The organism is Microbacterium thalassium (assembly GCF_014208045.1).
GTDB lineage: Bacteria > Actinomycetota > Actinomycetes > Actinomycetales > Microbacteriaceae > Microbacterium > Microbacterium thalassium.
This window is the reverse complement of record NZ_JACHML010000001.1, coordinates 2,362,341-2,376,039: the sequence shown is the minus strand read 5'-3', so window position 1 is coordinate 2,376,039 and position 13,699 is coordinate 2,362,341. Positions and strand designations below refer to the sequence as shown.

Genomic DNA, 13,699 nt, shown 5'->3' with positions numbered 1-13,699 from the left:
CTCCCGCTTCCCGCGGGAGCCGACAACCAGGAGGTTTCGCCATGGCCGGAACGAACCAGGGCATCATCGAGCCCCCCATCGACAGCCTGCTCGAGAAGGTCGACTCGAAGTACCAGCTCGTGATCTACGCGGCCAAGCGCGCGCGGCAGATCAACGACTACTACTCCGACCTGCACGAGGGCAACCTGTTCGACAACGTCGGTCCGCTCGTGGACTCGACCGTCGAGGACAAGCCGCTGACGATCGCGATGCACGAGATCCACGAGGACAAGCTGCGCCTGCGCAGCGCCGCAGCCGAGTGATCCCAGACACCGCCGGAACCGTGACGCCGTGAGGCGCGCGGCCCCGGCGGTGTCGCATGTCATGGGCATACTGGTGCCCACCCGCTACCGCTTCGCCTCGCCTCAGGAGACTCGATGACCGAGCTGCGTCTGTTCACTTCGGAGTCCGTCACCGAAGGACACCCCGACAAGATCTGCGACCAGATCTCCGACAGCATCCTCGACGCGCTGCTGACCGTCGACCCGAACAGCCGTGTCGCCGTCGAGACCCTCGTCACGACGGGTCTCGTGCACGTCGCGGGCGAGGTGCGCACCGAAGGCTACGTCGACATCCCCGGCACCGTGCGGCGCGTCGTCAACGAGATCGGCTACACCTCGAGCGAGCACGGCTTCGACGGCGACTCGTGCGGTGTGAGCGTCTCGATCGGCGAGCAGTCCAGCGACATCTCCGGCGGCGTCGAGACCTCGCGCGAGGTGCGCGAGGGCGGGTCGACCGATCCCATGGACCAGCTCGGCGCCGGCGACCAGGGCATCATGTTCGGCTACGCCACGAACGAGACGCCGCAGCTCATGCCGATCGCGATCTGGACGGCGCACCGCATCGCCGAGCGTCTGTCCCACGCCCGCCGCACGAACGCGCTGCCGTTCCTGCGCCCCGACGGCAAGACGCAGGTCACGGTCGGCTACGAGGGCACCACGCCCCGCACGATCGAGACCGTGGTGCTGTCCACGCAGCACAACCCGGGGATCACGCACGCCGCGCTCAGCGCCGCCGTGCGCGCCGAGGTCATCGATCCGGTCATCGCCGAGACGGGGCTCGACCTCTCCGATGTCGACGCGATCATCAACCCCGCGGGCGACTTCATCATCGGGGGTCCCAAGGGCGATGCCGGACTGACGGGCCGCAAGATCATCATCGACACGTACGGCGGCGCCGCACGCCACGGCGGCGGCGCGTTCAGCGGCAAGGACCCGTCCAAGGTCGATCGCTCGGGCGCCTACGCCATGCGATGGGTGGCCAAGAACGCCGTCGCGGCCGGCCTCGCCGACCGCCTCGAGCTGCAGGTCGCCTATGCGATCGGCCAGGCCCACCCCGTGGGCCTGTATGTCGAGACGTTCGGCTCCGGTCACGTCTCGGACGAGGCGATCACCCGCGCGATCCGCGACGTCTTCGATCTGCGCCCGAAGGCGATCATCCAGGAGCTCGATCTGCTCCGCCCGATCTACCGTCAGACGGCCGCGTACGGCCACTTCGGGCGCGAGCTGCCCGACTTCACGTGGGAGCGCACCGACCGCGTCGACGATCTCCGCGCCGCAGCCGGGCTCTGACGTGCCCGCGCGGCGCGTCGCGCGGGTTCTGATCGATTCCCCGCTCCCGCAGCTGGATCGCCTGTTCGACTACGCCATCCCCGACGAGCTCCGCGAGGTCGCCGTGCCCGGCGTGCGCGTGAAGGTCCCGCTGCGGACCGCCGGCCGCGTCGTCGAGGGGTGGATCGCCGAGACCGGGGACGAGGAGCCCGTCCCGCGGCCGCTGTCGGACCTCGACAGCGTCGTCTCGCCGGTCGAAGTGCTGCCCGAGCGTCTCCACGCGCTCGCCCGCCGCGTCGCCGATCGCGCCGCCGGATCGGCGAGCGACATCCTGCGACTGGCGATCCCCAAGCGCATGGTGCGCGCCGAGAAGACGTGGCTCGCCGCCGACGCGCCGGCCGCGCCCGAGGTGGATCCCGCCGCGGCGGAGTGGGCGGGCCGCACGCTCGCGGAGTTCCCCGGACTCGCCGATGCGCTCGGCGCCGGACGCCGCATCGCGATCGACGCGCCGCCGCGGCCGGCACGCGCGTGGGACGGCCGGGACATCGGGGCCTGGGCCGAGGTCCTGGCGGCGGCGGCCGTCGACACGCTCGCTCGCGGGCGCAGCGCCGTCATCGCGGTGCCCGACCACCGCGATCTCGCTCAGCTCGAGGCTGCGCTGGCCGCGCGCGCACCCGAGGACGCGGTGATCCGCGACGATGCGGCCCAGAGCGGGCCCGCGCGCTACGCCGCGTACCTGCGCATCCTCGCCGAGCAGCCGTGCATCGTGATCGGCAACCGATCGACCGTCTACGCGCCCGCCCACCGCTGCGGCCTCGTCGCGATCTGGGATGACGGCGATCCGCTGCTGGCCGAACCGCTGAGCCCCGGCGTGCACGCGCGCGACGCCGCGCTGGTGCGGCAGGGCCTCGAGGGGTCCGCCCTGCTCCTGGCCGGGCACACGCGCACCACCGACGTGCAGCGCCTGGTCTCCATCGACTGGGTCGCCGAGATCCCCGCCGCGCGGCGCCACACGCCCCGCGTGGTCCTCAGCGCCATGCGCGAAGGCGAGACGCGCGCGGTGCGCATCCCCTCGAGCGCCTTCGCCGCCGCGCGCGATGCCCTGGCCGCCGGGCCCGTGCTGGTGCAGGTCGCGCGGCCCGGCTACGCGCCCGTGCTCGTGTGCGCCGAGTGCCGCCGGCCGACGCGGTGCTCGCACTGCGGCGGCCCTCTGCATGCGGCGCGTCAGGGAGCCGTGCCGACGTGTGCGTGGTGCGGGCGCGGCGCCGGCGGCTGGACGTGTCCGCACTGCTCGTCGACGCGCGTTCGGATGGCCTCGTCCGGCAGCGAGCGCACGGCCGATGAGCTCGGCCGCGCGTTCCCCGGCATCCGCGTCATCGTGGCCGACGGCGACCACCCGGTCGCGCACGTGGGCGACGGTCCGGCGCTCGTGGTCGCCACCCGCGGTGCCGAGCCGATCGCCGCCGGCGGCTACCGCGCCGTCATCCTGCTGGACGGGGAGCGGATGCTGCTGGCCGAGGACCTGCGCATCGGCGAGTCGTGCCTGCGCTGGTGGTCCAACGCCGCAGCCCTCGCCGCTCCCGGCGCCCCCGTGCATCTGGTGGGCGTGACGGGCTCGATCGCACGCGCGCTGGCGACGTGGACGCAGCCGGCGTACGCCGCCGCCGAGCTGGCGGACCGCGCCGAGCTGCGCATGCCGCCGGCGGTGCGGGTGGCGGCTCTGCAGGGGCCGCGCGCCGTCGTCGACGAGGCGCTGCGCGGGCTCCGCGCCGACATCCCCGAGCTCGACGCCGCCTCCGTGCTGGGACCCGTCCCCGCCGCGGACGACGCGGTGCGGGCGCTGCTGCGCTTCGACTACGCCGCGGGAGCGCGCGTGACCGGAGCGCTCCGCGCCGCGATGGTCCAGGCCGCGCTGTCCTCACGCCGGGGCTCAGGTCGCCCCGGTGCCCGCAATTCACCCCGGAATACACTCAGAGTGCGGGTCGACCTGCCCGACCTCGACGTGTGAGGAGCCTGATGCGACTCGTCTTCGCGGGGACGCCCGAACCGGCCGTCCCCTCCCTGCGACTGCTCGCGGCCTCGACCCACGAGGTCGCGGCCGTCATAACGCGCACCGACGCCCCGCTCGGCCGCAAGCGCGTGCTCACGCCGTCCCCGGTCGCGGCGGCGGCCGCGGAACTGGGGCTGCCGATCATCAAGACCGACCGGCTCGATGCCGACGCGACCGCCCGCATCGTCGCGCACGAGCCCGATCTCGGGGTGATCGTGGCGTACGGCGGCCTCGTCCGCGAACCGGTGCTGTCGGCGCCGGCCCACGGCTGGATCAACCTGCACTTCTCGCTGCTGCCCCGCTGGCGCGGAGCGGCGCCCGTCCAGCGCGCCGTCATCGCCGGCGATGCCGAGACGGGCTCGAGCGTCTTCCAGCTCGTCCCGGGACTGGATGCGGGGGATGTGTTCGCCGAAGACGCGCGGCCGATGCCGCCGCACGCGACGGCCGGCGAGCTGCTCTCGCAGCTCGCGGAGTCCGGCGCCCGGCAGCTCGTCGGCGTCGTCGATGCGATCGCCGACGGCTCGGCGGTCGCCGCGCCTCAGGAAGGCGAGCCGACGTACGCACCGAAGCTGACGCTCGAGGACGGCCGCATCGATTGGGAGGCGCCTCGCGACGCCGTGCTGAACCGGGTGCGCGGCGTGACGCCCGAGCCGGGAGCGCACACTTCCGTGACGGGCCTGCGCCTGAAGATCGCCGCCGCGGGCGCGGCGTCCGACGACGCGCCGCGACTGGCGCCGGGGCGCATGGCTCTGCACGGGCGCGACGTGATCGTGGGCACGTCGACCGACCCGGTGCGGCTCGACACCGTCCAGCCCGCGGGCAAGGGTCCCATGCGCGCCGCCGACTGGTGGCGAGGGCTTCGCGAGACGGATCCGGTGGCCGGATCATGAGCCGCGTCACACCCGCCAGACAGGTCGCCTTCGAGGTCCTGCGCGCCGTCCACGAGTCCGACGCGTACGCCAACCTCCTGATGCCGAAGGCGATCGAGCGCGCCGGGCTCAGCGCGGCCGACGCGGCGCTGGCCACGGAACTCGCCTACGGCACGCTCCGCCGGCAGGGCACGTACGACGCCGTCATCGCGATCGCCGCCGACCGCGGCATCCACAAGATCGACCCCGCCGTGCTCGATGCCCTGCGTCTCGGCGTGCACCAGCTGCTCTCCACCCGCGTGGCGAGCCACGCCGCGGTGAACGAGTCCGTCGAACTCGCGCGGTCCGCCGGCGGTCGGGGTCCCGCCGGCTTCGCCAACGCCGTGCTGCGCCGCGTGTCGCGCGATGTGCCGGGGGAGTGGATGACCCGCGTGGCCGAATCGGCCCGCTCCGACGACGAGCGTCTCGGGCTCACCTACTCGCACCCGGTGTGGGTCGTCCGCGCCCTCCGTCGCGCCCTCGCCGCAGAGGGGCGCGCCGACGAGCTCGAGGACCTGCTGACGGCCGACAACGCCTCGCCGCAGGTGACGCTCGCGGCGCTTCCGGGCCTCGCCGAGGTTCCCGAGGACGCCTCGCACACGTCGTACTCGCCGCTCGGCTTCCGCCTGGGCGGCGGCGACCCCGAGAGCATCGTGACCGGCTCGGACGGACGCGTGCGGGTGCAGGACGAGGGCTCGCAGCTGGCGGCGCTCGCACTCACGCGGTACGCGCCCGTGCGCGACGGCGAGCGCTGGCTGGACCTGTGCGCGGGTCCCGGAGGCAAGACGGCGGTGCTCGCCGCCGAGGCGCTCGCACACGGCGCGCACCTCGAGGCGAACGAGATTTCGCACGCACGCGCCGGACTCGTCCGCCGCGCCGTCGAGGGCGTCCCCGCCGACGTCCCGGTCAGCGAGGAGGACGGGCGCGTGCGCGCGGCCGAGAGCCCCGGCCTCTACGACCGCATCCTCGTCGACGCCCCGTGCACGGGGCTCGGCGCCCTGCGACGCCGGCCCGAGGCGCGCTGGCGCAAGTCGCCCGCCGACATCCCCGAGCTCAGCGCCCTGCAGACCGAGCTCCTCAGCTCGGCGCTCGGCGCGCTCAAGCCCGGCGGGGTCGTCGCCTATGTCACGTGCTCGCCGCACCTGGCCGAGACGGCGGGCGTCGTCGCCGAGGTCAAGCGCGAGTGGGGCGAGGCGGTCGAGGAGCTCTCGGCGCGGGATGCCGTGACGTCCGTCAGCGCGGTCGACCCCCAGCTGGCCCCGCAGTCCGACGGGTCCGGGCGCGCGCAGCTGTGGCCGCACCGCCACGGCACCGACGCGATGTCGATCTCGCTCCTGCGCCGGGTGTGACCCGGTCCGGCACCGCCTGCCCGCCATAATGGGTCTCGTGCAGCACCGCGACGCCCCGGACCCCGGCATCCGCATCAATCCCAGCATTCTGGCGGCCGACTTCGTCAACATGCAGGCGGAGCTCGCGCGCATCGCCGCGGCGGACTTCGTGCACGTCGACGTCATGGACAACCACTTCGTGCCGAATCTGACGTTCGGGCCGCAGATGGTCGAGCGCATCCAGGCGACGAGTCCCGTCCCGCTGGACGTGCACCTCATGATCGACGACCCCGACCGGTGGGCGCCCGGCTACGCCGAGCTCGGCGCCGCGTCGGTGACGTTCCACCTCGAGGCGGCGACCGAGCCGGTGGCCCTCGCGCGGCGGCTGCGCGACATCGGCAGCCGAGCGGGCGTCGCCGTCAAGCCCGCCACGGCCGTCGAGGGGCTGTTCGACCTGCTCGACGACTTCGACCAGATCCTCGTGATGACCGTCGAGCCCGGCTTCGGCGGTCAGTCGTTCATGCCCGAGACGATGCCGAAGCTGCGCCGACTGGCCGACGAGGCCCGCCGGCGCGGTTCGTCGGTCTGGCTCCAGGTCGACGGCGGCATCTCCGCCGCGACGATCGACCAGGCGGCCGAGGCGGGCGCCGACACGTTCGTCGCGGGGTCGGCGGTGTTCGGCGCCGGCGACCCGGCCGCAGCGATCGCCGGGCTCCGCGCCGCGGCCGCCGCGCACACGCACGTGCACTGACCGGCCCGATCGTCACGCGGACGTCCGGCCGCCGCCCGGACGCTAACCTTGCAGGGTGAAGACGTTCGACGGTCTGTACGCGGAACTCGCCGCCAAGGCGGCCTCGCGCCCCGAGGGCTCGGGGACGGTCGCCCAGCTCGACGCCGGCGTGCACGCCATCGGCAAGAAGATCGTCGAAGAGGCCGCCGAGGTGTGGATGGCGGCCGAGTACGAGTCCGACGCCGCGGCCGCCGAGGAGATCTCGCAGCTGCTGTACCACCTGCAGGTGCTCATGCTCGCGAAGGGGCTGACGCTCGAGGACGTCTACCGACATCTCTGAGCCGCCCCAGCCCCTCCCGCGACCCTCAGAAAGACATCCCATGCTGCGCATCGCCGTGCCGAACAAGGGCTCGCTCAGCGAGACCGCCTCTGACATGCTGCGCGAGGCCGGATACACCGGCCGCCGCGACTCCAAGGACCTCCACATCGTCGACGCCGCCAACGACGTCGAATTCTTCTACCTGCGCCCGAAGGACATCGCCACATACGTCGGCTCGGGCGCCCTCGACGTCGGGATCACCGGCCGCGACCTGCTCAAGGACGCGCGGATGCCGGGAGCCCGCGAGATCGAGGCGCTCGGCTTCGGGCGCTCCACGTTCCGCTTCGCCGCCCCTCCCGGGACCTTCGCCGAGCTGGCCGACCTCGACGGTGTGCGGATCGCCACGTCGTATCCCGGACTCGTCGACTCGTTCCTCGACGAGCACGGCGTCGCGGTCGACCTCGTGCCGCTGGACGGCGCGGTCGAATCGGCCGTGCGGCTCGGGGTGGCCGACGCCGTGGCCGATGTCGTCGAGACGGGCACGACCCTCCGCCAGGCGGGGCTCGAGGTGTTCGGCCCGCCGCTGCTCCAGTCCGAAGCCGTCCTGATCGCCGGCCCCGAGGACGCCGCCGGCACCCAGACGCTGCTGCGGCGCCTGCGCGGCGTCATGGTCGCGCGCCGCTACGTCATGGTCGACTACGACCTGCCCGCCGACCTCGTCGATCAGGCCGTGGCCATCGCCGGCGGCGTCGAGTCGCCGACGATCTCGCCGCTGCGCGACCCCTCGTGGGTCGCCGTGCGGGTCATGGTGGCGCGCACGACGGTCAACAAGGTCATGGACGAGCTGTACGCCCTCGGCGCACGCGCGATCCTGGTCACCGCGATCCACAACGCGAGGCTGTGATGAGCCTCGTCTGCCGCGTCATCCCGTGCCTGGACGTCGCCGCCGGGCGCGTGGTGAAGGGCGTGAACTTCGAGAACCTGCGCGACATGGGCGACCCGGTCGAGCTCGCCCGCGAGTACTTCCGCCAGGGCGCCGACGAGCTGACGTTCCTGGACGTCACCGCCACGGTCGACGACCGGGCGACGACGTACGAGGTCGTCCAGCGCACCGCCGAAGAGGTCTTCATCCCGCTCACCGTCGGGGGAGGGGTGCGCTCGGTCGAGGACGTCGCGCGCCTGCTGTCGGTCGGCGCCGACAAGATCGGCGTCAACTCGGCCGCGATCAAGCGCCCCGACCTGCTCGACGAGATCGCCGACCGCTTCGGCGCCCAGGTGCTCGTGCTCTCTCTCGACGTCAAGCGCTCGCCCGCCACCGAGTCGGGATTCGTCGTGACCACGCACGGCGGCCGCACCGAGACGACGCTGGACGCCCTCGCCTGGGCGCGCGAGGCGATCGAACGCGGCGCCGGCGAGCTGCTGGTCAACTCCATCGACGCCGACGGCACCAAGCAGGGCTTCGACCTGGAGCTCACGGCCCTCATGCGCGAGATCTCGAGCGTGCCCGTCATCGCCTCCGGCGGCGCCGGCAAGGCCGAGGACTTCGGCCCCGCCATCGAGGCCGGAGCGGATGCCGTGCTCGCCGCATCCGTCTTCCACTCCGGTCAGCTCACCGTCGGCGACGTCAAGGCCGCGATGATCGCCGACGGCATCGACGTTCGCGAGGTGCACGTATGACCGACACCGTTTCCGAGCGCATCGCGCGGGTGGCCTTCAACGCCGACGGCCTCGTCGCGGCGATCATCCAGCAGTGGGACTCCCAGGAGGTCCTGATGCTCGGGTGGATGGACGCTGAGGCGCTGCGCCGCACGCTGACCGAGGGGCGCGTGACGTTCTGGTCCCGCTCGCGTCAGGAGTACTGGCGCAAGGGCGACACCTCCGGCAACATCCAGCTGGTGCGCGGCGCGCGCCTGGACTGCGACGGCGACGCGGTGCTCATCACCGTCGATCAGGTGGGGCCCGCCTGCCACACCGGCACGCGCACGTGCTTCGACGCGGACGACCTGGCCCCCGCGGTCGGCTCGTGATCCGCCGCGCACGCCTGCTGAGCGTCCTGGCGATCCTCGCGGCGGGAGCGGTCGGGGTGATGTCGTCCACGCAGGTGTGGCTCGACGTCGTCCTCGCCGACGGCGCCTCCGAGCCGCTCACGGTCTCGGGCGCGGACGCCGTCGCCGTGCTGACCCCGCTGAGTCTGGCAGCCCTCGCGCTCGGGGCGGCGCTGAGCGTCGTCGGGCTCGTGCTGCGATACGCGTTCGGGGTGATCACGCTCGCGATCGCCGCGACGCTGCTGGTGCTCACGTGGCGCGTGGCCGCAGACCAGCCCGTCGACGCCGTCACGTCGGCGGTCACGGCGGCGACCGGCATCACCGGGGCGGCCGCGATCGCCGACCTCGTGGTGTCGATCACCGCGACGCCGTGGCCCGCCGTCGCCCTCGCGGCATGGGTCGTGCTGGCCGCGGCCGGCGTGTTCGTCCTCGCGACCGCGCGACGGTGGGGAATCGGCGACCGCCGCTACCGCACCGACGCGGCGCCCGCCGCTCCCGCGGGCGGCGCCGCATCCCGGCCGCACGACGCCATCGATTCGTGGGACGAGCTGTCACGGGGCGAGGACCCGACCGAGTGAACCGCTAGACTGACCAGGCCCACGCACTTCCGGAGGAGATCCATGAGCAACCCCATCGGCGATCCCGGCCACGGACACTCGCCCGCCGCCTGGACCGCTGTCGTGATCATGCTGCTGGCCATCACGGTCGGCACGGTCGCCTTCTTCCTCGAGATGGCCTGGCTCGTGTGGGTCTCGGCGGCGTTCGTGCTCGTCGGAGCCGTCGTCGGCTGGGCGATGGCCAAGGCCGGGTACGGCGTGAACGGCCCGAAGTACGCGCCGAAAGCGCACTGATCATGCTCGCCGACCTCACGGCCGGCGCGGTACAGGATGCCGAGGCTCGCGCTCTCGAGCGGCCTCTCTCGGTCGTCGAGGCCGCGGCGGCCGCTCAGACTCCCGCGCGGGACGCGCTGAGTGCCCTGGCGCCGGCTGACCGGGTGAAGATCATCGCCGAGGTCAAGCGCGCGAGCCCCTCGCGCGGCGACCTCGCGGCGATCCCGGATCCGGCGCTTCAGGCCTCGCTGTACGAGCAGGGCGGCGCTTCGGCGATCTCGGTGCTGACCGAGGGGCGCCGCTTCAAGGGCAGCCTCGCCGACCTCGAGGCCGTGAAGGCCCGCGTGTCGTTGCCGGTGCTGCGCAAGGACTTCATCGCCACCGAGTACCAGCTGCTCGAGGCGCGCGCCTCGGGTGCCGACCTCGCGCTGCTGATCGTCGCGGCCCTCGACCAGCCCGTGCTGGCCCGGCTGCACGCGCTCACGCTCGAGCTCGGCATGACGCCGCTGGTCGAGACGCACTCGGCGGACGAGGTCGACCGCGCCGCCGACGTCGGGGCGAAGCTGGTGGGCGTGAACGCGCGCAACCTGTCGACCTTCGAGCTCGACCGCGACCTGTTCGGCCGTCTCGCGGAGCGCATCCCGGCGGATGCCGTCAAGATCGCCGAGTCGGCGGTGCTCGCCCCCGCGGATGTGGCCCACTACCGTTCGGCGGGAGCCGACGTCGTCCTCATCGGCGAGGCGCTTGTCACCGGCGATCCCGTCGCCACCCTGAACGCGTTCTTGGAGGCAGGCGCATGAGTCTTCGCGAAGTGACCGGACCGTTCTTCGGCGAGTTCGGCGGCCGGTACATGCCCGAATCGCTGATCGCGGCGATCGACGAGCTGACCGAGGTGTACGAATCGGCCAAGGCCGACCCGGAGTTCCAGGCGGAGTTCGTGCGCCTGCTCGGCTCGTACGCCGGCCGTCCGTCGGCGCTGACCGAGGTGCCGCGCTTCGCCGAGCACGCGGGCGGCGCACGCGTCTTCCTCAAGCGGGAGGACCTGAACCACACCGGCTCGCACAAGATCAACAACGTCATCGGCCAGGCGCTGCTGACCCAGCGTCTGGGCAAGACGCGCGTGATCGCCGAGACCGGCGCCGGTCAGCACGGCGTCGCCACGGCGACCGCGGCGGCGCTGTTCGGCTTCGAGTGCACCATCTACATGGGCGAGGTCGACACCGAGCGCCAGGCGCTCAACGTCGCCCGCATGCGCCTGCTCGGCGCCGAGGTCGTGCCCGTGACCACCGGCTCCCGCACGCTCAAGGACGCCATCAACGAGGCGTACCGCGACTGGGTGGCCAGCGTCGAGACGACGAACTACATCTTCGGAACCGCGGCCGGGCCGCATCCGTTCCCCGCGATGGTGCGCGACTTCCAGAAGATCATCGGCGAAGAGGCGCGCGAGCAGCTGCTCGCCGAGATCGGGCGCCTGCCCGACGCCGTGCTGGCGTGCGTGGGAGGCGGCTCGAACGCGATCGGCATGTTCGACGCCTTCCTCGACGACGACGGCGTGGCGCTGTACGGCGTCGAAGCCGCCGGCGACGGCGTGGACACGCCGCGGCATGCCGCGTCCATCGAGCGCGGCCGCCCCGGCGTCCTCCACGGCGCCAAGACCTTCGTGCTGCAGGACGAGGACGGTCAGACGGTCGAGTCCCACTCGATCTCGGCGGGGCTGGACTACCCGGGCGTCGGCCCCGAGCACGCGTGGCTCGCCTCGATCGGGCGCGCGACCTACATCCCCGCCACCGACGACGAGGCCATGCAGGCCCTGCGCCTGCTCTCGCGGACCGAGGGGATCATCCCGGCGATCGAGTCGGCCCACGCCCTCGCCGGCGCCCTGCGCATCGGACGCGAGCTCGGACCGGAGGCGGTTCTCGCCGTGTCGCTGTCGGGCCGCGGCGACAAGGACATGGACACCGCCGCCCGCTACTTCGGGCTGTACGACGAAGGAGCCCAGGCATGACCTCGCGCGTGTCCGCCGCCATCGACGCCGCGCGCGCGGAGGGCCGCGGCGCGTTCGTCGGCTATCTGCCGATCGGCTACCCCGACCTGCAGACCAGCATCGAGGCGGCCGTCACGCTCGCCGAGAACGGCGCCGACATCCTCGAGCTCGGCCCGCCCTACTCCGACCCGGTGATGGACGGGCCCGTGATCCAGGAGGCGACGACGGCGGCCCTCGCCGCCGGCTTCAAGCTTCGCGACACCTTCACCGCCGTCCGCGAGATCACCAGCCGCGTCGACGTCCCGGTCCTCGTGATGACGTACTGGAACCCCGTGCTCCAGTACGGCGTCGACCGCTTCGCCGACGACCTCGCCGCCGCCGGCGGCGCCGGCCTGATCACGCCGGACATCACGCCGGATGCTGCGGGGGAGTGGGTCGCGGCGAGCACGCGCACCGGGCTCGACCGCGTCTTCCTGGCCGCTCCGACCTCGACCGACGACCGGCTCGAGATGATCGTGCGCGAGTCGACGGGCTTCGTCTACACCGTCTCGACGATGGGGATCACGGGCGAGCGGGCTCAGCTCGACGCCGCGGCTCGCACGCTCGTCGCGAGATTGCGCGAGCACGGCGCCGCCCACGCGTGCGTCGGGATCGGCATCTCCAACGCCGAGCAGGTCGCGGGCGTCCTCGAATACGCCGACGGCGCCATCGTCGGCACGGCCCTCGTGCGCGCGCTGCGCGACGGCGGCCTCGACGGCCTCGCCGCCACCGCGCAGGCCATCGCCGGTGGCACGAAGCCCCGATCGCTTTAGACTTCACACGTCGGCACTTCCGGCACACCCACCAGCAAGGACCCGATCGCACATGATCCATGCCGCGCACAGCTTCGCGAACACCCTCGTCGCCAGCATCCCCAGCCCGCCCGTCAGCAACTTCCAGATCTTCGGGCTGACCATCCACTTCTATGCGCTGTGCATCATCACGGGGATCATCATCGCGGTCCTGATGACCAACCACCGCCTCACGAAGCGCGGAGCCGAGCCCTGGGTCGTCATCGACATCGCCCTCATCGCGGTGCCGCTCGCGATCGTGGTCGCCCGCATCTACCACGTCGTCACGCACTGGAGCTTCTACTTCGGCGAGGGGGCGAACCCGCTGTCGGCCCTGTACATCTGGGAAGGCGGCATCGCGATCTACGGCGCCCTGATCGGCGGCGGGATCGGCGCGTGGCTGGGATGCCGCTGGACCGGCATCCGCTTCTGGTCCTTCGCCGATGCGCTCGCGCCCGGACTCCTGCTCGCGCAGGCCATCGGCCGCTTCGGCAACTGGTTCAACCAGGAGCTGTTCGGGCTGCCCACCGATCTGCCGTGGGGGCTCGAGATCGACAGCAGCAACCCTGCGTTCCCCCCGGGACTCGCGGAGGGGACCCTGTTCCACCCGACGTTCCTCTACGAGGTCGTCTGGAACACGCTCGGCGTCCTCGTCCTGCTGTGGGCCGGTCGCGCCCTCAAGCTCCAGTGGGGGAAGCTCTTCGCCCTCTACCTCATCTGGTACAGCGCCGGCCGCATCGTGTGGGAGTCCATCCGCATCGATCCGAGCGAGATCATCCTGGGCCTGCGCACCAACGTCTGGGCCGCGATCTTCGGCGTCCTCATCGGATTCGCGATCCTCATCGTGCAGCGCCGCCGGCACCCCGGTCTCGAGGCCTCGCCGTATGTGCCGGGCCGCGAATGGCATCCTGACGGACCTGTACAATCTCAGGACACCGACGACTTCGTCGACGTCAGCGAACCGCCGGCGATCGAGGAAGTGCCGGCGAACGCCACAAGCACTGTCGCCACGAAGTAGTTACGCACGCTCCACAAGCATCACCCCCCTGGGCCGACGGCGTCCCATCTTGAGCATCAACGTGAGGA

Annotated in this window: 16 protein-coding genes; all 16 read left to right on the top strand. The window is 72.5% G+C overall.

What is annotated here, in order from left to right:
* The first annotated feature begins 41 nt into the window (after nt 1–41).
* The 16 genes from rpoZ (at nt 42) to lgt (ending at nt 13,631) form a co-directional block, all read left to right on the top strand.
* On the top strand, nt 42–302 hold the full coding sequence (gene rpoZ, locus HD594_RS10925) for a DNA-directed RNA polymerase subunit omega (RefSeq protein ID WP_184750993.1): 261 nt from the start codon (nt 42–44) through the stop codon (nt 300–302).
* 114 nt (nt 303–416) lie between these two features.
* On the top strand, nt 417–1,610 hold the full coding sequence (gene metK / locus HD594_RS10920; RefSeq protein WP_184750992.1) for a methionine adenosyltransferase: 1,194 nt from the start codon (nt 417–419) through the stop codon (nt 1,608–1,610).
* 1 nt (nt 1,611) lies between these two features.
* Nucleotides 1,612–3,597 (top strand): primosomal protein N' family DNA-binding protein, encoded by a 1,986-nt coding sequence (locus HD594_RS10915; protein ID WP_184750991.1) that lies wholly within the window; start codon nt 1,612–1,614, stop codon nt 3,595–3,597.
* Nucleotides 3,598–3,605: 8 nt separating this feature from the next.
* Entirely contained in the window at nt 3,606–4,529 is a 924-nt protein-coding gene (fmt, locus tag HD594_RS10910) for a methionyl-tRNA formyltransferase (RefSeq protein ID WP_184750990.1), read from the top strand.
* Nucleotides 4,526–5,896: an RsmB/NOP family class I SAM-dependent RNA methyltransferase gene (locus HD594_RS10905; RefSeq protein ID WP_184750989.1), complete on the top strand. Its 1,371-nt coding sequence runs from the start codon at nt 4,526–4,528 to the stop codon at nt 5,894–5,896. Before fmt ends, HD594_RS10905 begins: the two co-directional genes overlap by 4 nt.
* 37 nt (nt 5,897–5,933) lie before the next feature.
* A complete protein-coding gene (gene rpe / locus HD594_RS10900; protein ID WP_271171197.1) occupies nt 5,934–6,626 on the top strand; it encodes a ribulose-phosphate 3-epimerase in 693 nt (230 codons plus the stop codon).
* Nucleotides 6,627–6,681: 55 nt separating this feature from the next.
* The gene (locus HD594_RS10895; protein ID WP_184750987.1) at nt 6,682–6,945 is read left to right on the top strand and encodes a phosphoribosyl-ATP diphosphatase; all 264 of its coding nucleotides are present in this window, start codon (nt 6,682–6,684) and stop codon (nt 6,943–6,945) included.
* Nucleotides 6,946–6,985: 40 nt separating this feature from the next.
* On the top strand, nt 6,986–7,828 hold the full coding sequence (gene hisG / locus HD594_RS10890) for an ATP phosphoribosyltransferase (protein WP_184750986.1): 843 nt from the start codon (nt 6,986–6,988) through the stop codon (nt 7,826–7,828).
* The gene (gene hisF / locus HD594_RS10885; RefSeq protein WP_184750985.1) at nt 7,828–8,601 is read left to right on the top strand and encodes an imidazole glycerol phosphate synthase subunit HisF; all 774 of its coding nucleotides are present in this window, start codon (nt 7,828–7,830) and stop codon (nt 8,599–8,601) included. The genes hisG and hisF overlap by 1 nt, the downstream gene beginning before the upstream one ends.
* Nucleotides 8,598–8,951: a phosphoribosyl-AMP cyclohydrolase gene (gene hisI / locus HD594_RS10880; RefSeq protein ID WP_184750984.1), complete on the top strand. Its 354-nt coding sequence runs from the start codon at nt 8,598–8,600 to the stop codon at nt 8,949–8,951. The genes hisF and hisI overlap by 4 nt, the downstream gene beginning before the upstream one ends.
* Nucleotides 8,948–9,547, top strand: a complete 600-nt coding sequence (locus tag HD594_RS10875; RefSeq protein ID WP_184750983.1) for a Trp biosynthesis-associated membrane protein — start codon at nt 8,948–8,950, stop codon at nt 9,545–9,547. Before hisI ends, HD594_RS10875 begins: the two co-directional genes overlap by 4 nt.
* Nucleotides 9,548–9,589: 42 nt before the next feature.
* Entirely contained in the window at nt 9,590–9,820 is a 231-nt protein-coding gene (locus tag HD594_RS10870; RefSeq protein ID WP_184750982.1) for a DUF6704 family protein, read from the top strand.
* 2 nt (nt 9,821–9,822) lie between these two features.
* A complete protein-coding gene (gene trpC, locus HD594_RS10865) occupies nt 9,823–10,599 on the top strand; it encodes an indole-3-glycerol phosphate synthase TrpC (protein ID WP_184750981.1) in 777 nt (258 codons plus the stop codon).
* On the top strand, nt 10,596–11,804 hold the full coding sequence (gene trpB, locus HD594_RS10860; protein ID WP_184750980.1) for a tryptophan synthase subunit beta: 1,209 nt from the start codon (nt 10,596–10,598) through the stop codon (nt 11,802–11,804). The genes trpC and trpB overlap by 4 nt, the downstream gene beginning before the upstream one ends.
* Nucleotides 11,801–12,595: a tryptophan synthase subunit alpha gene (gene trpA, locus HD594_RS10855; RefSeq protein WP_184750979.1), complete on the top strand. Its 795-nt coding sequence runs from the start codon at nt 11,801–11,803 to the stop codon at nt 12,593–12,595. Before trpB ends, trpA begins: the two co-directional genes overlap by 4 nt.
* Nucleotides 12,596–12,647: 52 nt before the next feature.
* A complete protein-coding gene (gene lgt, locus HD594_RS10850; protein ID WP_184750978.1) occupies nt 12,648–13,631 on the top strand; it encodes a prolipoprotein diacylglyceryl transferase in 984 nt (327 codons plus the stop codon).
* The last annotated feature ends 68 nt before the right edge of the window (nt 13,632–13,699 follow it).